Source organism: Martinezella rhizogenes (assembly GCF_027460065.1).
Taxonomy (GTDB): domain Bacteria; phylum Pseudomonadota; class Alphaproteobacteria; order Rhizobiales; family Rhizobiaceae; genus Agrobacterium; species Agrobacterium rhizogenes_C.
This window is the reverse complement of sequence record NZ_JAPYZZ010000001.1, coordinates 638,264-658,950: the sequence shown is the minus strand read 5'-3', so window position 1 is coordinate 658,950 and position 20,687 is coordinate 638,264. Positions and strand designations below refer to the sequence as shown.

At 59.0% G+C, this 20,687-nt stretch carries 17 protein-coding genes and 1 other RNA gene; 8 read left to right on the top strand and 10 right to left on the bottom strand.

All coding sequences use genetic code 11. The annotated features are described in order from the left end of the window. Nucleotides 1-42: 42 nt before the first annotated feature. From O8B93_RS03230 to ffs, 3 genes are all read right to left on the bottom strand, one after another. Nucleotides 43-366, bottom strand: a complete 324-nt coding sequence (locus tag O8B93_RS03230; RefSeq protein ID WP_269708357.1) for a YbaB/EbfC family nucleoid-associated protein — start codon at nt 364-366, stop codon at nt 43-45. Nucleotides 367-390: 24 nt separating this feature from the next. Next, nucleotides 391-2,265, bottom strand: coding sequence for a DNA polymerase III subunit gamma/tau (locus tag O8B93_RS03225; RefSeq protein WP_269708356.1), 1,875 nt, complete (start codon nt 2,263-2,265; stop codon nt 391-393). Between the two features lie 95 nt (nt 2,266-2,360). Continuing rightward, nucleotides 2,361-2,457: signal recognition particle sRNA small type (gene ffs, locus O8B93_RS03220), an RNA gene on the bottom strand. Between the two features lie 65 nt (nt 2,458-2,522). Between ffs and O8B93_RS03215 the strand changes: the two genes are divergently transcribed. Further along, the gene (locus O8B93_RS03215; RefSeq protein ID WP_269708355.1) at nt 2,523-2,951 is read left to right on the top strand and encodes an HIT domain-containing protein; all 429 of its coding nucleotides are present in this window, start codon (nt 2,523-2,525) and stop codon (nt 2,949-2,951) included. Then, nucleotides 2,951-3,913, top strand: a complete 963-nt coding sequence (gene nudC / locus O8B93_RS03210; protein WP_269708354.1) for an NAD(+) diphosphatase — start codon at nt 2,951-2,953, stop codon at nt 3,911-3,913. The genes O8B93_RS03215 and nudC overlap by 1 nt, the downstream gene beginning before the upstream one ends. A 15-nt stretch (nt 3,914-3,928) precedes the next feature. Here nudC and O8B93_RS03205 read toward each other — a convergent pair whose 3' ends face one another. Continuing rightward, nucleotides 3,929-4,792, bottom strand: coding sequence for a prephenate dehydratase (locus tag O8B93_RS03205; RefSeq protein ID WP_269708353.1), 864 nt, complete (start codon nt 4,790-4,792; stop codon nt 3,929-3,931). An 11-nt stretch (nt 4,793-4,803) separates the two neighbouring features. Continuing rightward, complete coding sequence (locus tag O8B93_RS03200) at nt 4,804-5,559, bottom strand: 3-deoxy-manno-octulosonate cytidylyltransferase (protein ID WP_269708352.1); 756 nt, start codon at nt 5,557-5,559, stop codon at nt 4,804-4,806. A 150-nt stretch (nt 5,560-5,709) separates the two neighbouring features. Between O8B93_RS03200 and O8B93_RS03195 the strand changes: the two genes are divergently transcribed. Then, entirely contained in the window at nt 5,710-6,288 is a 579-nt protein-coding gene (locus O8B93_RS03195; RefSeq protein ID WP_174006293.1) for a c-type cytochrome, read from the top strand. A 94-nt stretch (nt 6,289-6,382) separates the two neighbouring features. Here the strand turns inward: O8B93_RS03195 and O8B93_RS03190 are convergent, their stop codons facing one another. From O8B93_RS03190 to O8B93_RS03180, 3 genes are all read right to left on the bottom strand, one after another. Beyond that, nucleotides 6,383-7,108 (bottom strand): sugar transferase, encoded by a 726-nt coding sequence (locus tag O8B93_RS03190; protein ID WP_269708351.1) that lies wholly within the window; start codon nt 7,106-7,108, stop codon nt 6,383-6,385. Nucleotides 7,109-7,396: 288 nt separating this feature from the next. After that, nucleotides 7,397-9,691 carry a transglycosylase domain-containing protein gene (locus O8B93_RS03185; RefSeq protein ID WP_269708350.1) on the bottom strand — a complete coding sequence of 765 codons (2,295 nt, stop codon included), beginning with the start codon at nt 9,689-9,691 and terminating at the stop codon, nt 7,397-7,399. A gap of 116 nt (nt 9,692-9,807) precedes the next feature. Beyond that, entirely contained in the window at nt 9,808-10,266 is a 459-nt protein-coding gene (locus tag O8B93_RS03180; protein ID WP_269708349.1) for a YbaK/EbsC family protein, read from the bottom strand. A 468-nt stretch (nt 10,267-10,734) separates the two neighbouring features. Between O8B93_RS03180 and O8B93_RS03175 the strand changes: the two genes are divergently transcribed. Beyond that, nucleotides 10,735-10,944 (top strand): cold-shock protein, encoded by a 210-nt coding sequence (locus tag O8B93_RS03175; protein ID WP_006309931.1) that lies wholly within the window; start codon nt 10,735-10,737, stop codon nt 10,942-10,944. Nucleotides 10,945-11,354: 410 nt separating this feature from the next. Here O8B93_RS03175 and O8B93_RS03170 read toward each other — a convergent pair whose 3' ends face one another. Next, nucleotides 11,355-12,746 (bottom strand): dipeptidase, encoded by a 1,392-nt coding sequence (locus O8B93_RS03170; protein WP_269708348.1) that lies wholly within the window; start codon nt 12,744-12,746, stop codon nt 11,355-11,357. Between the two features lie 164 nt (nt 12,747-12,910). After that, entirely contained in the window at nt 12,911-13,345 is a 435-nt protein-coding gene (locus tag O8B93_RS03165; protein ID WP_269708347.1) for a MarR family winged helix-turn-helix transcriptional regulator, read from the bottom strand. Between the two features lie 416 nt (nt 13,346-13,761). Between O8B93_RS03165 and polA the strand changes: the two genes are divergently transcribed. The 4 genes from polA to O8B93_RS03145 all read left to right on the top strand — a co-directional run bounded on the left by polA (nt 13,762) and on the right by O8B93_RS03145 (nt 20,543). Then, on the top strand, nt 13,762-16,758 hold the full coding sequence (gene polA / locus O8B93_RS03160) for a DNA polymerase I (RefSeq protein WP_269708346.1): 2,997 nt from the start codon (nt 13,762-13,764) through the stop codon (nt 16,756-16,758). Nucleotides 16,759-17,024: 266 nt separating this feature from the next. Beyond that, the gene (gene rpmF, locus O8B93_RS03155) at nt 17,025-17,210 is read left to right on the top strand and encodes a 50S ribosomal protein L32 (RefSeq protein WP_003507205.1); all 186 of its coding nucleotides are present in this window, start codon (nt 17,025-17,027) and stop codon (nt 17,208-17,210) included. 187 nt (nt 17,211-17,397) lie between these two features. Beyond that, the gene (locus O8B93_RS03150) at nt 17,398-19,200 is read left to right on the top strand and encodes a sensor histidine kinase (RefSeq protein WP_269708345.1); all 1,803 of its coding nucleotides are present in this window, start codon (nt 17,398-17,400) and stop codon (nt 19,198-19,200) included. After that, a complete protein-coding gene (locus O8B93_RS03145; RefSeq protein WP_269708344.1) occupies nt 19,197-20,543 on the top strand; it encodes a sigma-54-dependent transcriptional regulator in 1,347 nt (448 codons plus the stop codon). Before O8B93_RS03150 ends, O8B93_RS03145 begins: the two co-directional genes overlap by 4 nt. The last annotated feature ends 144 nt before the right edge of the window (nt 20,544-20,687 follow it).

The following is a 20,687-nucleotide window of genomic DNA, read 5'->3' as shown; positions in this document are numbered from 1 at the left end:
AGGACGGCGAATGCTCACGCCATCCTCTTCAGCCGGATGATATCAGAAAGGCAGCTTCATGCCGGGCGGTAGGGGCAGACCGGCGGTCAGGTCGGCCATCTTTTCCTGGGCCTGCGCTTCACCCTTTTCCTTGGCGTCCTTGTGGGCGGCAACGATCAGGTCCTCAAGGATTTCCGCCTCGTCTTCCTTGAAGAGCGAAGGATCGATTTTCAGGCCGCGCATTTCGCCCTTGCCGGTGAGAATGACGGTCACCAGACCGCCACCGGCCCGGCCTTCGATTTCGAGGGCGGCAATTTCCTGCTGCACCTTCTCCATCTTGGACTGCATTTCCTTGACCTTGCCCATCATGCCCATGATGTCACGCATGTGCCAATCTCCTGTTCTTCTTGTTTAAAACTCGATGTCGTCGCCGGGAAGGATGTCGCCTTCGCTCGATTCGGCAACCGATGGCGGGGTGATATCCTCCGCCTCATCCTGTATCGCCGCGCGAATACGCACGTCGGTGATTTTTGCGCCGGGAAACTGCGCCAGGATCGCGGCAACATCAGGATCCTGACGCGCATCGACCAGGCGGGCATCGCGGGCATTGCCTTCCGTCTCGACCAAGGTCGGCTCGCCCTGTTCCTTGCTGAGGCTGACGATCCAGTGGATACCGGTCCATTCCTTCAGCTTGACGCCAAGCTCGCCGGGCAGGGAGCCGGGAGCGCCTTCGCCGAGGCGCATATCAAGGCGGCCGGGCTCCAGCCGCACCAGCCGCACGAAGTTGCGTACCTTCGCTCGCATGACGGGATCGCGATTTTTCTGGCAGAGATCGGCAATATCCTGCACCGAATTGACGGGAACCTTCGGCTCCGGCCGCTCCTCGGTTTTCCGGGGCGCGACCTGCATCTCCTGCGGTCGGCTATCCGGAACAGCGCGCAGCATGGTGGAGGGCTGTGGACCGGCCTGCCTCGGGGCGGCAAATTCTGCAGGTCTTCCCGCTGCCACGGTCTGCGCCGACGAATAGGCACGCGCGCCGCCGCCATTGCCGCCGCCTGACGGACCACCATTGGCGTAACCGCCGTCGCCGCTGGAAAGCTCAAGCAGGCGTCGCGCCGCATCTTCCGGTGCCGGCAGGTTGGCGGCATGCGAAAGCCGGATCAGCACCATTTCGGCCGCACCCGCAGGGCGTGAGGCATTTTCCGTTTCCGGAATGCCCTTCAGAAGCATCTGCCAGATGCGTGACAGCGCCGTCACCGCGATGGTTTCGGCAAACTCCGCACCACGCACGCGCTCGATCTCGGAAAGCGAGGGGTCTTCCGCTGCGTCAGGCACATATTTCATGCGGGTGACGAGATGGGTGAAATCGGCGAGGTCGTTCAGAACGACAACCGGGTTCGCGCCGGCCTCATATTGCCCGTTGAATTCCGAAAGGGCAGCCGCCACGTCGCCTTTGACGACGTGCTGGAAGAGATCGACAATGCGCGCACGGTCGGCAAGGCCAAGCATGCCGCGCACCGCTTCGGCCTCCACACGGCCGCCGCCATGGGCAATCGCCTGATCGAGCAGGGAAAGGCCGTCACGCGCCGAACCCTCGGCTGCACGGGCGATCATCGACAGTGCCTGCGGCTCAGCCTCAAAACCTTCCTTGCCGGCAATGGCGGTGAACAGGCCGACGAGATCGGCAGCGCTGATGCGGCGCAGGTCGAAGCGCTGGCAGCGCGATAGAACGGTGATCGGGACCTTGCGAATTTCGGTGGTGGCGAAGATGAATTTCACATGCTCCGGCGGCTCTTCCAGGGTCTTTAGAAGACCGTTGAAAGCCTGCGTCGACAGCATGTGCACTTCGTCGATGATATAGACCTTGTAACGCGCCGAGACCGGGCGATAACGCACCTGCTCGATGATCTCGCGAATATCGTCGATTCCGGTATGGGAGGCGGCGTCCATCTCGATGACATCGACATGCCGGCCTTCCATGATCGCCTGGCAATGTTCGCCGGGAATGCGAAGGTCGATGGTCGGCTTGTCGATGGTGTCGGTCTTGTAATTCAGTGCGCGGGCGAGAATGCGGGCCGTGGTGGTTTTGCCCACGCCGCGAACGCCGGTCAGCATATAGGCCTGCGCAATACGTCCGGTCTCAAACGCGTTGGTCAACGTGCGGACCATCGGCTCCTGGCCGACCATCAGATCGGAAAAATCCTTCGGGCGATATTTGCGCGCCAGTACCCGGTAGCCGGTCCCGACCTGGGATTCGCTTGATGTAGTGGGTACGGTATCGCTCATTGCCTCGCCAGTTTGTTTTGCCAGTTGTCTCGGGGCGCAGTTGTCTTGGGGCGCGGAACTGGCCCGGCGAAAGCTGAGCACGTCTTTTAAAAAAGGTGGGAGGCTGGCACGGCGACCCGTGCCGGGCTCGTTAGGGCTGCTTCCTTCCGGACCTGACCCGGTTGGCGAGTGGCTCGTCCACCACCAACCTCCCGGGGCCACATATCGGCAATATCGACAGCAAATGCAAGCCAAGCCTTCAAAAAACTGCTATCACAATGAAAACAAACATGGAGGACGCCTTGGAGACATTCCAGCTGGACGAAAGACTGACCCGCGACAGCGTGCTGGTGACACGTTTGGGTCTTTGCGAGTTGCGCTTGCAAAACGACAGTCGCTGGCCCTGGCTGGTGCTGGTGCCGCAGCGAGACGGCGTCAGCGAATTGTTCGATCTCACCCCGCTTGATCAGGCGGTGCTGACATTCGAGACCAATCTCGTCGCATCCGCCTTGAAGGAAATCACCGGAGCCACCAAGATCAATGTCGGTGCTTTGGGCAATATCGTCCGGCAGCTGCATGTCCATATTATCGCCCGCAATGAAGGCGACACCTGCTGGCCCGGTCCCATCTGGGGTCACGGAACGGCGGTGCCCTATGCGGCGGGCGAGAAGGAAAGTTTGATGAAAAAAATCTCCGGCGCGCTCTGATGATCTCAATGAAAATTTTTGAAACCACTGCTCCCCATCCCGAAGCAAGTCTGCTGACGGCCTTTTCCAAAAATGCTCTCGACCGTTTCGCTGAAAAGCGGACGGAGGAATGTGTTGCCGACGCGCTGAAAGTCGATGGCACTCATATTTTTGCCTTTTCCGGCAACCGGCTTGTCCTGAAACATGACGAGCAGGTCATCGATCCCCTGTTTTCCGCCTATGAGCTGGCCGAATTGCAGCCGGATTTCGACAATGCCGTGCTGCTGGGATATCGCGAAACCGGCGAACCAAGAATCGCCGTGCCGGTCGCGGTGGCCGAAGATCAACTGGCGAGCCACTACAAGCTTGCCGACGCCCGCACGCTTTATCGTGATCATCTGCTCGATGAGGAATTGCTGAGCGAGGTCGCCCAGGCCGTCAGCCTCACGCACTGGAACGCCGATAATCGCTTTTGCGGGAAGTGCGGTGGGACCATGGAGCTGCGGATCGGCGGCTACAAGCGTATCTGCGCCGCCTGCAACCACACCATTTTTCCGCGCACCGATCCCGTAGTCATCATGATGACGATCGATATCGAGCGTGATCTCTGCCTGCTTGGTCGCGGCGCGCATTTTGCACCGGGCATGTATTCCTGCCTTGCCGGTTTCGTGGAGCCGGGCGAGACGATCGAACAGGCTGTGCGCCGTGAAACGCATGAGGAATCCGGCGTCGAAATCGGCCGGGTGCGGTATCATGCTTCCCAGCCCTGGCCGATGCCGCATACGCTGATGATCGGCTGTTATGCCGAGGCGCTCTCCTCCGATATTGCCCGCGACGAGATCGAACTGGAGGATTGCCGCTGGTTCACGCGAGCGGAAGTCGCAAAAATGCTGGAGACGGCAGCGGGTGAAGGTTTTTCCGCGCCGCCCGGCGGCGCCATCGCGCATCGTTTGATGCGCGACTGGGTAGAATGGTCAAAATGAAACCCTACGGCAGGCTCAGCTCTGGTTGAGCTTGCCGCGCATTGCATGGCCTTTGTAGACGCCGAGAATGCGGACTTTTTCGGAGAAGAAGCGCAGCTCGTCCAGCGCGTGCCGCACCGGTTCGTCATCAGGGTGGCCTTCAATATCGGCATAAAACTGCGTCGCCACGAATTTGCCGCCGAGCTGGTAGCTTTCGAGCTTCGTCATGTTGATGCCGTTGGTGGCAAAACCGCCCATGGCCTTGTAGAGTGCGGCCGGAATGTTGCGAACATTGAAGACGAAGGTCGTTACGACGATTTCGTCGCTCGACTGACGCTTGGCCCAGTTTTCATCGCGGGAAAGCACCACGAAGCGCGTGACGTTGTTTTCCGAATCCTCGACATTTTCAGCCAGAATATCGAGACCGTAGAGATCCGCGGCAAGGCGTGGAGCCAGTGCTGCCATACTGCGGTCGCCCTTTTCGGAAACCAGCCTTGCGGAGCCCGCCGTATCGCCGGCAATGACCGGTTTCCAGCCGTTCGAACGGATGATCTTGCGGCACTGGCCCAGCGCATGGATATGACTGTGGACGGTACGGATTTCGTCTTTTGTCACGCCCGGCACCACCATCAGCTGGAAACGGATCGGCATGAAATATTCGCCGATGATGTGCAGGCGTGATTCGGGCAGCAGATGGTGAATATCTGCGACGCGACCGGCCAGCGTGTTTTCGATCGGGATCATGCCGAGATCGGCTTCGCCGTTTTCAATGGCGTTGAAGGCATCCTCGAATGTCGGGCACGGCAAAGGCTCCATGTCCGGAAACATGTCGCGGCAGGCCATGTCCGAATTCGCGCCGAACTCGCCCTGAAAGGCAATGCGATTTGTAATCAAGCTCATGGGTCTGTCCGTTAGAGGGTTCTGCTTGCAAGAATCTTGCGGGCTTTTTCGAGATCGTGTGGTGTGTCGACGCCAAGCGGTACGGAGCGGACGATTTCCGCGTCGATGCGCATGCCCGCCTCCAGCGCACGCAGCTGTTCCAGCCGTTCGCGCAATTCCAGAGGTGAGGGCGGCAGGCGCACGAATGTTTCAAGTGCGGCGCGGCGATAGGTGTAAAGTCCGATGTGATGATAAAGCGGCCCATCGCCATAGGGCGCGGTGGTGCGGGTGAAATAAAGCGCGCGCAACCGTGTTGCGGAAAGCGGGCTGCCCACCACTTTCACCACATTCGGATTAGTTTTTTCCTCTTCGTCGGTGATTTCGACCGTCAACGTCGCAATGTCGACGGCGGCATTCTCCAGCGGGCGCATTGAGGCGCGGATGGTTTCAGCCTCGATGGTCGGAAGGTCACCCTGGACGTTGATGACATATTCGGCGTTGCCGTGAGGATCGGCCTTTTGCAGCGCCTCGAAAATGCGGTCCGAGCCGGACTGGTGGTCGTCGCGGGTCATCATCACGTCGAAACCGGCATTTTGAACGGCCGAAAACACCTGTTCGTCATCGACTGCGACGACGATTCGCTCCGCACCGGCCTCGCGCGCGCGCAATGCCACCTGCACGATCATCGGCTTGCCGCAAATATCCGCGAGCGGCTTGCCTGGAAGGCGTGTCGATGCCATCCGTGCCGGTATGAGGACGACTGCTTTCTCGAAATCCCGATTCTTCATCCGACACCCTTCAAATCCCGTCCGAAAAGTGTCAAAACGTCACGGAGTGGGGACCATCATTCAAGTTGCGCAGGCTGTGCAAAAGCCATAGCTTTCGAGTAATTTCAAGATGCCCGGTTATATGGAGCGGATGCGAGGGAGCGCATATAGATGAATTCTTATGTTAATATGGGCGTTGGGGCGTTGCTGGGCACGGTTTTCGTCCTGATGTCGGTGTCGATTGCGTCTGAGGGCATTTTCCATGCGCCTGCGCCCGAAAAGGAAGGTTACACCATTGTCGCGGCAGAAAGCGGCGGCGGTGAAGCCGGTGGCGGAGAAGCCGCAGCCGCCGCGACGCCAATCGCAAAATTGCTTGCGAGCGCCGATGCCGCCAAGGGCGAAACGGTCTTCAAGAAGTGTACGAGCTGTCATACCGGAGAGAGTGGTGGTGCAAACAAGGTCGGTCCCAATCTCTTCGATGTCGTCAACAGGCCGATCGCCAGCCACGAAGGTTTCAGCTACTCCGCTGGGATGAAGGATTTCTCCAAGGGCGCTACCGTGCATTGGGATTACGATCATCTCAACTACTTCCTCGAAGCCCCCAAGAAACACGTTCCCGGCACGGCCATGGGATTTGCGGGTGTGAAGAAGGAAACGGAAAGAGCCGATCTCATCGCTTATCTGCGCTCACTTTCGGCAAACCCGGCTCCGCTTCCGGATCCTAATGCGGCTCCCGCACCGATGAACTGATGATCATGAGGGTTCATGATAAAAGCCCGGCATCGCTGCCGGGCTTTTATTTTTGTGCGGGCGGATTGCAAATACGGGAATGGCGCCTGAAAAATCAGAAGCCCTTGCCGCCGCGCAATTCCGAAATCACCGTTCCGACCATGATCTTGATATCCAGCCAGACCGAAAAATTCTCGACATAATAGAGATCGGAGACGATCCGGGCACGGGCCTTGTCGCTGCGATCCGTCGGGCCGCGTAGTCCTCGCATCTGAGCGAGGCCGGTAATGCCGGGCCGCATCCGGTGCCGCATGTGATAATGGGGAACCAGCTCCTCATAAAGACGACCGGCCGCCAGCATGCCAATGGCGTGGCAGCGTGGCCCCACCAGCGACATGTCTCCTTTCAATACGTTGATCAGCTGCGGCAGTTCGTCGATATTCGTGCGGCGGAGAATGGCGCCGATACGGGTTATCCGCGGATCGTTCTTCACCGTTTGCGCCACCCCGGTGGCATCACCCAGTTCCGTCCGCATCGAGCGAAATTTATAGACGCGGATTTTTCTTCCATTCATGCCCCAGCGCATCTGCGAGAACAGGACCGGACCCTTGCTGTCGAGCTTTACCAGCAATGCGACGGTCGCCAAAACGGGGGCAAGTGCGACAAGGGCGATGGACGCCCCTGCAATGTCGATGGTTCTTTTGAGCGCAAACTGGCTGCGCTGTAATGACGATGGTTTCTTATCCGAGATGGGAGATTGTATTTCCGCCGCTTCAAACGGGACGGCAGGATAGGGAGCGCCGTAAAAAACGGCATGCGATGAGCTTTTAGTACCCAGCATAATATGGAACCCTGAAAAGTTATTATGAAACAAGAAAATTAATTTATATGAACGATTAATAATTCATTCACCCTAAAAAGTCACCCGAAATGTAGCCATATTTGTGCAAATGGCAATCTAGGGTTAATCGACGAACACGCATATGTTGCGGCGGCGCACCGTCTCCGCTCATGGCTGCGGATGCGAAGGGCAAAGCCTTCGGAGAAGCGGGATTTTGCGGGAGGCGAGTGGGCCGCCGTCATCTCGTCATTCGTGGTGAAATCCGCTGGCGCTTTACTTCGATGCCGCTTAATTTCCCATCAGAATGTCAAGCAGCGTCGTCTGCTTCGGCCCCGATTGTGCGGGGGCCTGGCCGCCTATATCGGCGGGCGGCACGGGTCCGTTACCCGCCTGGTAGCCGGGTTCGATATCGCGGGAGGGAATATTCGCCGGTGGCATAGCCATGCCCGGCTGGTTGGGTGAAACCGGCGCGTCGGGATAGGTCCGGGTGTCCGTCGTTCCGCCACCCAGCGCATTGGAAATGATGTCGCCGATGGATGAGGGGGCGGCTTCCGGTGCCGGCTGCTGCATGTCCCCGAGCGGCGGTACGCCACCTGCACCCAACCCGAAAAGCGGCGAAGGCGAGAGCCCGGAATGGGCAGCGGTCATGAAATCCTTCCATGCCCGTGCCGGCAGTCCGCCGCCGGTCACCTTTTTCATGGAGGTGCCGTCGTCATTGCCGAACCAGACGCCGGTGGTGAGGTTGCTTGTGTAGCCGACAAACAGTGCGTCGCGGAAGGACTGGGTCGTGCCGGATTTTCCTGCCGCCTGCCAGCCTTGCAGGCGCGCGGCCTTGCCGGTGCCTTCGGTGATGACGCGGGACAACATGCCGTTCATGGTCGCGGCAATCTCCTCGCTCAGCACGCGCGGCGGATTATCGTATTTGTTTTCGTAAAGAACCTTGCCGTCGGCATCGGTGATACGCTTGACGATGTGCGGCGTCGCCTTGTAGCCGCCATTCATGAAGGGAGCATAGGAGGCGGTCAACTCCATCAGCGACACTTCCGAGGTGCCAAGCGCGATGGAGGCATTGTTCTGCAGCTCCGATTCGATGCCCATGCGATGTGCCACCTGCGTCACGCGTTCCGGGCCGACTTCCATCACCAGCTGTGCGGCGATCGTATTCAGCGAATTGGCAAGCGCGGTGGCGAGCGTGACTTCGCCGCGATATTTCTTCTCGTAGTTTTCCGGTGTCCAGTTTCCGATGCGCACCGGCCCGTCATTGCGGATCGTGTAGGGGGTAAGCCCAGATTCGAGTGCGGCGACGTAAACGAAGGGCTTGAAGGCAGAGCCCGGTTGCCGTTTTGCCTTCATGGCGCGGTTGAACTGGCTTTGCGCATAATCCGCCCCGCCGACGACGGCCCGGATCGCGCCCGTACCGTCGATGGAAACCAGCGCCGCCTGCGAGGCGCCCTGTTTTTTGCCGTCACCCTGCAGCACATGGGTCAGCGCCTTTTCGGCGTCGCGCTCGAGATTGGGGTCGATGGTCGTATCGACGACGATGTCCTGCTTGACATCGCCAACCAGGCCGCGGACTTCCTCGAGTACCATATCGGCGGCATAGTGTTCGGCACCCGACCAGAACCGTTTCGCCTTGGTCGGCGGCTGCGACATGGCGGTCTTGATTTCGTCATCGGTGATGAAGCCGACATCGCGCATGGATTGCAGCACGACCTGTGCCCGCTCTTCCGCCGCCTGCGGATCGCGCGCCGGTGAAAGGCGTGAGGGCGCTTTGAGAAGCCCGGCCAGCATCGCCGCTTCGCCCAGATTGACGTCACGCGCGGATTTATTGAAGTAGCGCCGCGAGGCCGCTTCGACACCATAGGCATTGGAGCCGAAATAGACGCGATTGAGATACATCGCTAGGATCTGGTCCTTGGTGAACTCGTGCTCCAGCCAGAAAGACAGAAGCACTTCCTGCACCTTGCGTTCCAGCGTCCGGTCGGGCGAGAGGAACAGGTTTTTCGCCAGCTGCTGCGTCAGCGTCGAGCCGCCCTGCACGGTTCGTCCCGTCAGCAGGTTGGTGACGATGGCGCGTCCGAGACCGAGCGGATCGACGCCGAAATGCGAATAAAACCGGCGGTCTTCAATCGCCATGACAGCCTGCGGAATATAAGGCGACATGTCTTCCAGCGCGAGCGCCTCGCCACCGGTCGTGCCGCGATTGGCAAGCACGCTGCCATTGACCGATACGATCTTCACATTCGGCGGCCGTTCGGGAATGGACCAGCTGCTGGCGCTCGGCATGCGCGCGCCATAATAGAGGACAAGCCCGGCAATGCCGATACCGCCCCAGATGCCGAGTACGATGCACCAGTAGAAGAGGGAGCGGATGAAGCCCGTCACGCCCCGGCCCGAATTGCGGCTACGCTTTTCTTTCTTCCGGGATTTGGTGCGGCCGGATGAAGGATTAGGTTTCTTGGCCTGCTGTTTTGTGGTTCCGCTGATGCGTTCGCTGGCGTCAAGACGCAGATCATCACCGGACTCGTGGAAATCCCCAAAGGAGGGTTCTACCCGTTCGCGTGATTTACCCTTGCCTGCCATCCAGCCGAAGTCGCTCCTATTCGCGTCTCTATGCCTGCGCGATCCTTAATCCAGGATGAAGAGTGTAAATGCGGCGATTTAAGGCTGGGTTAAGTCCTGACCGGATCAAATCGGCGTCATTGACAGACGTCGACCCATTCTGCTCCCGTCAATTCAACCATGACATCAGGCGAAATCTTCACCGCCGCATTGGTGGCGCCGGCCGCCGGAACCACCTCTTGATAGTTTTTCAGCGATATGTCGCAAAACACCGGCAGGGCCGAAGGAAGGCCGAAAGGACACACGCCGCCGATGGGATGGCTGGTCACCGCAACGACCTCTTCCGGGCCGAGCATGCGTGGCTTCGCACCGAAATGATTGCGGAATTTGCGGTTGTCGAGGCGTTTCGTGCCGGCGGCAACGACGAGAAGAATGGTATCGCCAGCCTTCAGGCAGATGGTTTTGGCGATCTGGTCGGGGTCGACACCATGCGCTTCAGCGGCCAGTGCAACCGTCGCCGAACTGGCTTCCGTTTCAATCACGGTCACTTCGGGTGACTTCTCAATGAAAAAGGTTCTGACGGATTCGATAGACATGCGTATTTATTAGGCGCTACGCGGACCGGCTGCAAGCCGCACTGAAATAGCTATGCGTTTTTTGCAATGCTGCGCTGCGATGAAACGTCTGTTTTTTGAGCTGATATCCTGTATCTTCAAATCATCGAAGCGACGCACTCCTCCTCCCAGCGTCGCCCGATTGGACTGACAATACTCCTCCTCCCAATTGTCAGTCAGTTTCAAGAACCCGGCGCACCTCCTCCCGCGCCGGGTTTTTGCATTTTGGCGATCTGGTTGTATTTTTATCCCTCCCCTCTGAGAGGCTGCGGTGTTCAAAGAAACTTGACTTTGAGCCCCTTCCAACCTACGTACTTCGCCATCGATATTTGTTTGACGACCAGAGCTTCGGCGTCTTTCCAGACGCTCACGACGATCTTTTCCTTCAAATTCGACCCAAGTCCGCACTGCTTGCAGTGCAAATACAATTGCCAACGGAAGGAAATCGTTATGGCGACTGGTACAGTAAAGTGGTTCAACGCAACCAAGGGCTACGGCTTCATTCAGCCGGACGACGGTTCGCAGGACGTATTCGTTCACATCTCCGCTGTTGAGCGTGCTGGTCTGACCGCCCTCAACGACGGTCAGAAGCTCTCCTACGAGCTGATGCAGGACCGCCGCTCGGGCAAGATGTCCGCAGGTGAGCTCGTCGCTTCCTGATAAGCGCTTTGGCCCGAAAGGGTCATTCGTATGAATGGAAAGGCCGGATTTTTCCGGCCTTTTTCTTTGGAAAGACGTGCCGAACAGGCAGGCCTTGAAAAGGCGGGAGTGCATACCAATATAGGGTTCAGCAGTGTTTCGGATGAAAACTGTCAGGCGGGCATTTTGAAAGTGCCGCTTTTATCGCGTTAACCAAAGATTAACCGAAGCAGCTGATCCTGATGGTGAAAGGCAGCGGCCATGGAAGTGGACGCGCTCTGGAACATCAGACCGTTGAACGCTTTGACCACGGATGTACTGGCACTGACGAAAAACGGATGGAAAGGTCGGGCTCGCCCGGCCTTTTTGTTTTTGCGATGAGCAAACGGAAAGGAGGAAGCGCCGGGCACCCGGTGCTTCCTCTTTTTTTGTCATTTCGCCGCGAGTGCGTCGAGAATGCGGACCCAGGAGCGGATGCCCTTGTGGAAGGACTGCAGCTCGTATTTTTCATTCGGCGAATGAATGCGGTCGTCCGTCAGGCCGAAGCCGACGAGAAGCGAATCCATGCCCAGCATCTTCTGGAAATCACCGACGATGGGGATCGAGCCGCCCATGCCGATGACAACGGCGGGTTTTGGCCACTCTTCCGAAAGCGCGTTTTTGGCCTTGGTAAGCACGGGCGAGTCGTAAGACAGCTGGATGGCCGGCGATGCGCCATGCTCGTGGAATTCCACGGAGCAATCGGCCGGAATTCTGGAGCGCACATAGGCGCGGAAGCTGTCGCGAATGGCCGCGGGGTTCTGCTCGCCGACGAGGCGGAACGACACCTTGGCGGAGGCTTTCGCCGCGATCACGGTCTTGAAACCATCGCCGGTATAGCCGCCGATAATGCCGTTAACTTCCGCTGTCGGCCGCGCCCAGGTCTGCTCCAGCACGGAGCGGCCCTTTTCGCCCGAGGGAACCGAAAGGCCGACTTCACCGAGGAAGGCTTCCGCCGTGCGCCCGAGCGTTTCCCAGGAGGCCTTGATGTTGGCAGGGGTTTCTTCCACACCGTCATAAAAGCCTGCAAGCGTCACGCGGCCCGTTTCGTCATGCAGTCCGGCAAGGATCTCGGTGAGGATATGGATCGGGTTTGCGGCGGCACCGCCAAAAAGGCCGGAATGCAGGTCGCGATCGGCCGCCGTGATGACGATCTCTTCGCCAACCAGCCCGCGCAGGGCAGCTGCGATGGCGGGAGTATCCCGGTCCCACATGCCGGTATCGCAGACCAGCGCATAATCGGCCTTCAGCTCCTGCGCGTTGGCGTCGAGGAACGGCTTCAGCGACGGCGAGCCGGATTCCTCTTCGCCTTCAAACAGAATGGTAACACGCACCGGCAGGCCGCCATTGACCGCCTTATAGGCCCGGCAGGCCTCCACGAAGGTCATCAGTTGGCCCTTGTCGTCAGCCGTGCCGCGTCCTGTAATCACCTTGCGGCCGGCGCCGATATCCTTGATGGCAGGCTCGAACGGATCATTTTCCCAGAGATCAAGCGGATCGACCGGCTGAACGTCATAATGGCCGTAAAAAAGCACATGCGGTGCATCCTTGGTCGCCGCATCGTGATGCGCAACCACCATGGGATGACCCGCCGTATCGCGGACGGAAGCCGTAAAGCCGAGCGCGGAAAGCGTCCTCACCAGCCACTCCGCCGCCTTGCGGCATTCTGCCTTATAGGCCGGATCCGTGGAAATCGACGGAATGCGCACGAGTTCGAACAGCCGCTCAAGGCTGGAAGTCAGATTGTCGTCGGCGTTGGAAAGAATAGGGGAAACGTCTGTCATCGCTGATCCTGTCATGTCTGTCGTGACCCGGCGAAAAGACGAAATATCCGGGCATCGCATATCGCGGGAAACAAGGGCGGGCGTGCCGTGAATCGGCAAGCGCGCGGCCGCCGGAACGATAGAGCAGTTCACGAAAACTGCGAAGCGGTTTTGGAGCGCGGAGGTTATTTTGCTTTTTTGGCGCTTTCGATCGCCCTGCGCATATATTCCAGCAAAAGCTGTTTCTCGAAGCGCCGGAAATCCGCAAGCAATGTGTCTTCGGTAGCCTCGGAAGCGGCAATGGCATTCGCCTCCAGATCCCTGCCTCGCTGGGTCAGTTCGATGATCTGTGCGCGACGGTCACTAGGGTGGGCTTTGCGGACAATCAGCCCGTCACGTTCCATGCGTGAAAGCGTGTTGGCAAGCGTCGCCTGTTCAACATCGATTCTATCGAGCAATTGCCGCTGGGTCAGGCCTTCTTCATGCCAGAGCTCGATGAGGATGGGAAATTGGCCGGGAGAAAAACCGAGCGCCGCGGCTCTTTTCTGCAGCGCCATGGTAAATTCCCGCGCCATCTTCGCGGCGAGATAGATTGCCGATTCGTCCCGGGAAAAACCCATTCTTCTGTCCATACCACATCGCCGCCAGCGGAAAGCCGGCAACTTCAATAGCGCGATATATATCGCATGATATGTTTAGGCCAGCCCAAACGGGGCGCAAAATAAAACCGCCATGGCCGGGAGGGGTCGGCCATGGCGGTCATATTGGAGGACAAAGGCCCGGAGAGGGGGAAAGGCCTTTGTCCGGTCTGACGCGGCGGGGGACGAGCCAGCTATCAGACTACGGCGTGATCAGGCGCCGTCCTCTAACAAATGTGTCTGCAAATGCGGCTTTTCAAGGGAAGGGCGGATTACAAATCGGTAACGTTCCGGTGAATTTTGTGGGCCTCTCCGGCCGTATCATTCCCCGCGCTTTACAGTGTGTTGTGTGAAGTTTCAGTGGACGTAAAAACGGCCCCGCGTTATCCATGCTACCCATGAAAAAAGGCGATCATCTTTTCCTCGTTGACGGGTCCGGTTTCATTTTCCGGGCCTTCCATGCCATCCCGCCGTTGAACCGCAAGTCGGACGGGCTGCCGGTCAACGCCGTCTCCGGCTTTTGCAACATGTTGTGGAAGCTCCTGAAGGATGCGCGCAATACCGATGTCGGCGTCACACCGACCCATTTTGCGGTGATTTTCGACTATTCGTCGAAAACCTTCCGCAACGAGCTTTACGATCTCTACAAGGCCAACCGCTCGGCGCCGCCGGAAGATCTGGTGCCGCAATTCGGTCTGATCCGCGAGGCGACACGCGCCTTCAACCTTCCCTGCATCGAGACGGAAGGCTTCGAAGCGGACGACATCATTGCAACCTATGCCCGACAGGCCGAGGCGATCGGCGCCGATGTCACCATTATCTCGTCCGACAAGGATCTGATGCAGCTCGTGACAGCCAATGTACATATGTACGACGCCATGAAGGACAAGCAGATCGGCGTTCCCGATGTCATCGAAAAATGGGGCGTCGGCCCCGAAAAGATGATCGACCTGCAGGCGATGACCGGCGATTCCACCGACAATGTCCCAGGCATTCCCGGCATCGGGCCGAAGACGGCGGCGCAATTGCTGGAGGAATATGGCGATCTCGATACGCTTCTGGCGCGGGCAGGCGAAATCAAGCAGCAGAAACGCCGGGAAAACATCATCGCCAATGCGGAGCTTGCCCGCCTTTCCAGGCAGCTTGTGGCGCTCAGGACCGATGTGCCGCTGGATCAGACCCTCGAAGAACTGGTGCTGGAACCGCAGAACGGCCCGAAGCTCATTGCCTTCCTGAAGGCAATGGAATTCACGACGCTGACACGCCGCGTCGCTGAAGCGACTGACAGCGATGCCTCTGCCATCGGCCCCGCCAATGTGCCGGTTCAATGGGGCGCCGATGCCCATGGCCCCGATCTCGATGCGCCGGCCGCCGCTATGGCTGGTGATGTGTCCGCTGAGGCAACCAATACGCCGGCTTCGGACGCCGCTCCCGCAAAAAAGCTGGTTGGCGAAGGCAGCGCGCCCGCCGATCTCGCCACGGCGCGACAGGCGCTTTTTGCCGCCGCCAAGATCGATACGACCGCCTATACGACGATCAGGAATCTCGCGACGCTGGATCGCTGGATCGCCGCCGCCCGGGAGACAGGCGTCGTCGCCTTCGATACGGAAACGACCTCGCTTGACCCGATGCAGGCCGAACTTGTCGGTTTTTCGCTGGCCATTGCCGATAATGGCAAGGATGCCTCGGGCACGGATATCCGCGCCGCCTATGTTCCCTTGACCCACAAGACCGGCTCAGGTGGTGATCTCTTCAGTGATGGCATCAAGCTCGCCGAAGGGCAGGTGCCCTTTGCCGAAGCTCTGGCGCGCCTGAAGGACCTGCTTGAAGATGAAGCTGTTCTGAAAATCGCGCAGAACCTCAAATATGATTACCTGCTGATGAAACGCCACGGCGTCGTTATGCAGAGCTTCGATGACACGATGCTGATTTCCTATGTTCTCGAAGCTGGCAAGACGACGCATGGCATGGATACGCTCTCCGAACGCTGGCTTGGTCACACGCCGATCGCCTATAAGGACGTGACGGGATCGGGTAAGTCGAGCATCACCTTCGATTTTGTCGACATCGACAAGGCAACCGCCTATGCGGCTGAGGATGCTGACGTCACCCTGCGGCTGTGGATGGCGCTTAAGCCCCGGCTCGTCTCGGAGCGGCTGACCAAGGTTTATGAGCGGCTGGAACGCCCCCTTGTGCCGGTACTGGCGCATATGGAAGAGCGCGGTATCACCGTCGACCGTCAAATCCTGTCGCGCCTTTCCGGCGAACTTGCGCAGAAGGCTGCGAGCTTCGAAGAGGAAATCTACGAACTGGCGGGAGAGCGTTTCAACATTGGCTCGCCGAAGCAGCTCGGCGATATCCTGTTCGGCAGGATGGGTCTGCCCGGCGGCTCGAAAACCAAGACGGGCCAATGGTCGACATCGGCACAGGTTCTGGAAGACCTCGCGGCGGAAGGTGCGGAATTGCCGCGCAAGATCGTCGACTGGCGGCAGCTCACCAAGCTGAAATCCACCTATACGGATGCGCTGCCCGGCTACATCCATCCCGAAACGAAACGGGTGCACACCTCCTACGCGCTCGCCTCCACCACCACGGGGCGCCTGTCCTCATCGGAGCCGAACCTCCAGAACATCCCGGTCCGCACCGCCGAAGGCCGCAAGATTCGCACGGCCTTCATCTCCACGCCAGGACACAAGCTTCTGTCGGCAGACTACAGCCAGATCGAACTGCGCGTGCTTGCCCATGTCGCCGATATCCCGCAGCTTAGAAACGCCTTCGAAAACGGCATCGACATTCATGCGATGACGGCATCGGAAATGTTCGGCGTGCCGGTTGAAGGCATGCCGTCGGAAGTGCGCCGCCGCGCCAAGGCCATCAACTTCGGCATCATTTACGGCATTTCCGCTTTCGGCCTCGCCAACCAGCTCAGCATCGCCCGCTCAGAGGCGGGCGAATATATCAAGAAATACTTCGAACGTTTTCCCGGCATTCGGGACTACATGGAAGCGACCAAGGCGTTCGCCCGCGAGAATGGTTATGTCGAGACGATCTTCGGCCGCCGCGCCCACTATCCGGAAATCCGCTCGTCCAACCCATCCGTGAAAGCCTTCAACGAACGCGCGGCCATCAATGCGCCGATCCAGGGCTCGGCCGCCGATATCATCCGCCGCGCCATGGTCCGCATCGAGCCGGCGCTGGAGGCGGAAAAGCTCTCCGCACGCATGCTGTTACAGGTGCATGACGAACTCATCTTCGAAGTCGAGGAAGCGGAAATCGAAAAGACCCTGCCTGTCGTCGTCTCTGTCATGGAAGATGCGGCCATGCCGGCAATTTCCATGAGGGTGCCGCTGAAAGTGGATGCGCGCGCGGCCGACAATTGGGACGAGGCGCATTGACCGTGGAAGCCAGCCTTCTGTGAATTCAGAATATGGATGACTTCATTGAGCGCGTTGTTTTCGATAGGAGGTCGGGCACGATTTGCGCTGCCTGAGGGTGGTGCGTCGCGCTGTTTCCGCTGAATCGGAAAAAATGCGCATCAGGGCTGGTCAAAGCCCGTTTGGACATGTATAAGCGCGCCAAATTTCCGATATCGAGACATCCGACATTCGGCCTTTGGTTCTGGCCGGTTCCGTTGTTTCGCCGCTTAAGTGGAGTAACAAAAATGGCTGTACCAAAAAGAAAAACAAGCCCGTCCAAGCGTGGCATGCGCCGCTCGGCTGACGGTCTCAAGTCTGCAACCTACGTTGAAGACAAGAACTCCGGCGAACTGCGCCGTCCGCACCATATCGATCTGAAGACCGGTATGTATCGCGGCCGTCAGGTTCTGACGCCGAAGGAAAGCGCATAAGCTTTTCTGAAATCCTATTTTGCAAAAAACCGGTCCTTGTGGCCGGTTTTTTGTTTTCAGCACTGCCCGGCTGACTTTTCCGCTCACTTGGAAAATTCCGCCACTCCTCCTACACTCTTTCGTGGAGAGCGGGTTTGAGGCCTGCAGCAGGAGGGGAGTTTCGGTGAAATATCGCTGGATTTTGTTGATGTTTCTCGGCCTGGGTCTCGGTTATGGCGCCGTGACGAGAGGTGGCGGCATCATCGCGGAAAGCTATTTCGGCGAAATGTCCGATCAGGGCCGCACGACGCTCCGGCTCGCCGTCTCGGCACTCGGTGGGCTCCTGAGCCGCTATGAGCCACTTCCTGCGCTGATTGCCGATCATGACGACATCGAGGAACTGGTCGCGCATCCCAAGGATGCAACCCTGCGCCAGCGCGCCAATGTCTACCTCAAATCCATCAACACCCTGCTGGAATCCTCCGATATCTACATCATCACGCTGGATGGGGAGACGATCGCGGCCAGCAATTATGATGGGCCGACGAGCTTCGTCGGTGAGAATTTCAGTTACCGGCCGTATTTTCAGGATGCCGCCAAGGGCTTCAAGTCCCGCTTTTTTGCGCTCGGCACCACCTCCCACAAGCGCGGTTATTATTTCTCCGCGCCGATTCTCTTCAACGAACAAATCAAGGGCGTCATCGTCTTCAAGGTGGATATTGAAGGCATAGAGGCATCCTTTGGGGATGGCGAAAACCGGATTCTGGTTTCGGACCCGGAAGGCATCATCTTCATGACCGGCACGCCGCAATGGCTTTATTCCGGCCTGATGCCGCTGACACCGGAGCGGCTGGCGCGCACCGAAGCCTCCCGTCGTTATGCTAATGCGACCCTCACGGAACTGCCGCTTAAAAACGGCAATTTCGGCGCGCACCAGCTGATGACGATCGCCCAGAGTGATGGTGAGAGGGAATATATGGTCCTGTCGCAGCCCATGCCGGATGCCGGCTGGACCGTCAGCGTGCTGATGGATACGGGCTCGCTCCGCACGCAGGTCAAGACGGCGATGATTGCGATCATCCTCTGCCTGTGTCTTGCCGCTGCGCTGATTGCCGCCATGCTGCAAAGACGGCGGCGTCTGCGCGAACGCCTGACCCACCAGGCGGAGGCACAGGCGGAACTGGAGCGCCGGGTGGAGGAGCGCACGGCCGATCTGGCACGGGTCAATCAGGAAATCGAACACGAAGTCGCCGAGCGACGCCAGACCGAAAAGCAGTTGCGCAAGATGCAGAACGATCTGGTGCAGGCGGGCAAACTCGCGGCACTGGGGCAGATGTCGGCGGCGCTGTCTCACGAATTCAACCAGCCGCTTGCCGCTGCCAAGAACTATGCCGAAAACGCCTCGCTTCTGGTGGAGCGCGGGCGGCTGGAAGAGGTGACGGAAAACCTCAGGCGTATTTCCGGCCTGATCGACCGTATGGCGTCGATCAGCAAGCATCTCAGAAACTTTGCCCGCAAACCCAACGAGAAAACGGCAGCGGTGGGTCTGGAAACCGTCCTTCGCGATACGCTTGAAATCGTCGGTCCGCGGCTGAAGGCCGCCGATGCAATGCTGGATGTCGATCTTGGTCCGGTGCCGCTTGCCGTGAAAGCCGGTCCGGTGCGGCTGCAGCAGGTACTCGTCAACATCATCTCCAATGCTGCCGATGCCGTGGAAGGGCGGGAAGATCGCCGCATCTCGCTACAGGCCGTGCAGCACGGTCAGGCGGTATCGATTTTCATCCGCGACCATGGCCCTGGCGTGCCGGCGGCGATTTCGGAGCGCATCTTCGATCCCTTCTTCACCACCAAGGGTGTAGGCCGTGGCCTCGGCCTCGGTCTTTCCATCTCCTATAACATCATCAAGGATTTCGGCGGTCAGCTGCGGGTTAAGAACCATGAAGAGGGCGGGGCGGAGTTCGAGATCGAATTGCCAGCCGCCACCTGGCGCGTGGAGGCAGCTGCGGAATGACAACATCGCGCGTTCTGTTGATCGATGACGAGGAGGAGCTGCGCTTTTCCACCGCCCAGGCACTGGAGCTTTCCGGTTTTGCCGTCACCATGCTAGCAAGCGCCGAACACGCGCTCGAACTGATAGGCTACAGCTTCGATGGCGTCGTGGTCAGCGATATCCGCATGCCCGGCATGGATGGCATGACTCTGCTACAGAAGGTGCGGGAGTTGGACCCGGAAATACCCGTTATCCTCATGACAGGTCATGGTGATGTGCAGCTTGCGGTCAATGCTATGCGCAACGGCGCCTATGATTTCATCGAGAAACCCTTCACCCCGCAATATCTTGCCGGCATCATCAAGAGGGCAAATGACCGGCGGGCGCTGGTGCTGGAAAATCGCCGCCTGAAGGCGGTGGCCGGCAAGCATGACGATCTCGAAACACGCTTGCCCGGCAGAACCCAGGTCATGGTTGATCTGCGCTACCGCATCCGCGCCATCGGCGCGACGGACGCCGATACGCTGATCGTCGGCGATACCGGTGCAGGCAAGGAGGTGGTGGCGCGGGCGCTGCACGATATCAGCGCCAGAGCCAACCGGCCCTTCGTCGCGATCAATTGCGCCGCCCTTCCGCAGACGCTGATCGAAAGCGAACTCTTCGGCCATGAGGCCGGTGCGTTTCCGGGCGCACTGCGCTCCCGTTATGGCAAGTTCGAACATGCCCGGGGCGGCACCATCCTGCTGGATGAGATCGGCTCCATGCCCTTCGAATTGCAGGGGCGCTTCCTGCGGGTGTTGCAGGAGCGGGTGATTACCCGTCTGGGCTCCAATGAGACGGTCGAACTCGATGTCCGCTTCATCGCCACCAGCAAGGTCGATCTGGAGCAGGAAGTCGCGGCCGGCCGGTTCCGCGCCGATCTTCTTTATCGCCTGAATGTGGCGACGCTTCTCGTGCCTTCGCTTTCGCAGCGGAGTGTGGACATACCGTTGCTCTTCCTGCATCTGGTGCGGGAAGCTGCCGCGCGTTACGGGCGGGAGGATATGGACGTGCCGCAGCATCTGCTTTCCGCCGTTTCGCTGCGGGAATGGCCGGGTAATGTGCGGGAGTTGCGCAATGCCGCGGATCGTTTCGTGCTCGGTCTGGAAAGTGATGTGTCTGAGGCGTCGGTGGCGTTTCATGATGACGGCACCTCGACGCTGGCGCCGCGGGTTGCCGCTTATGAAAAAAGCCTGATCGCGCATGCCATCGCCGTGCATGGCGGAAATCTGAAATCCGTCTATGAGAGCCTCGGCATTTCACGCAAAACGCTTTACGAAAAAATGCAGAAATACGGGCTGCATCGGCACATGACCGAGGTCTGATGGGTGGATTTCCACCCACGCATAAAGCCCTATGGGTTGAAATCCACCCATTGCCAGCCACGATAGCGATAAAAGTCGACGCCGCGATGAGAGCACCGTTGCTGAACGGCGATCCCGGATCGCAAATACCGTCACCCCGGCCGC

What these genes read in the sequence shown, in the direction of transcription:
- O8B93_RS03230 (WP_269708357.1), bottom strand. Translation starts at nt 366, where the DNA reads ATGCGTGACATCATGGGCATGATGGGCAAGGTCAAGGAAATGCAGTCC.
- O8B93_RS03225 (WP_269708356.1), bottom strand. Translation starts at nt 2,265, where the DNA reads ATGAGCGATACCGTACCCACTACATCAAGCGAATCCCAGGTCGGGACC.
- O8B93_RS03215 (WP_269708355.1), top strand. Translation starts at nt 2,523, where the DNA reads ATGAAAACAAACATGGAGGACGCCTTGGAGACATTCCAGCTGGACGAA.
- nudC (WP_269708354.1), top strand. Translation starts at nt 2,951, where the DNA reads ATGATCTCAATGAAAATTTTTGAAACCACTGCTCCCCATCCCGAAGCA.
- O8B93_RS03205 (WP_269708353.1), bottom strand. Translation starts at nt 4,792, where the DNA reads ATGAGCTTGATTACAAATCGCATTGCCTTTCAGGGCGAGTTCGGCGCG.
- O8B93_RS03200 (WP_269708352.1), bottom strand. Translation starts at nt 5,559, where the DNA reads ATGAAGAATCGGGATTTCGAGAAAGCAGTCGTCCTCATACCGGCACGG.
- O8B93_RS03195 (WP_174006293.1), top strand. Translation starts at nt 5,710, where the DNA reads ATGAATTCTTATGTTAATATGGGCGTTGGGGCGTTGCTGGGCACGGTT.
- O8B93_RS03190 (WP_269708351.1), bottom strand. Translation starts at nt 7,108, where the DNA reads ATGCTGGGTACTAAAAGCTCATCGCATGCCGTTTTTTACGGCGCTCCC.
- O8B93_RS03185 (WP_269708350.1), bottom strand. Translation starts at nt 9,691, where the DNA reads ATGGCAGGCAAGGGTAAATCACGCGAACGGGTAGAACCCTCCTTTGGG.
- O8B93_RS03180 (WP_269708349.1), bottom strand. Translation starts at nt 10,266, where the DNA reads ATGTCTATCGAATCCGTCAGAACCTTTTTCATTGAGAAGTCACCCGAA.
- O8B93_RS03175 (WP_006309931.1), top strand. Translation starts at nt 10,735, where the DNA reads ATGGCGACTGGTACAGTAAAGTGGTTCAACGCAACCAAGGGCTACGGC.
- O8B93_RS03170 (WP_269708348.1), bottom strand. Translation starts at nt 12,746, where the DNA reads ATGACAGACGTTTCCCCTATTCTTTCCAACGCCGACGACAATCTGACT.
- O8B93_RS03165 (WP_269708347.1), bottom strand. Translation starts at nt 13,345, where the DNA reads ATGGGTTTTTCCCGGGACGAATCGGCAATCTATCTCGCCGCGAAGATG.
- polA (WP_269708346.1), top strand. Translation starts at nt 13,762, where the DNA reads ATGAAAAAAGGCGATCATCTTTTCCTCGTTGACGGGTCCGGTTTCATT.
- rpmF (WP_003507205.1), top strand. Translation starts at nt 17,025, where the DNA reads ATGGCTGTACCAAAAAGAAAAACAAGCCCGTCCAAGCGTGGCATGCGC.
- O8B93_RS03150 (WP_269708345.1), top strand. Translation starts at nt 17,398, where the DNA reads ATGTTTCTCGGCCTGGGTCTCGGTTATGGCGCCGTGACGAGAGGTGGC.
- O8B93_RS03145 (WP_269708344.1), top strand. Translation starts at nt 19,197, where the DNA reads ATGACAACATCGCGCGTTCTGTTGATCGATGACGAGGAGGAGCTGCGC.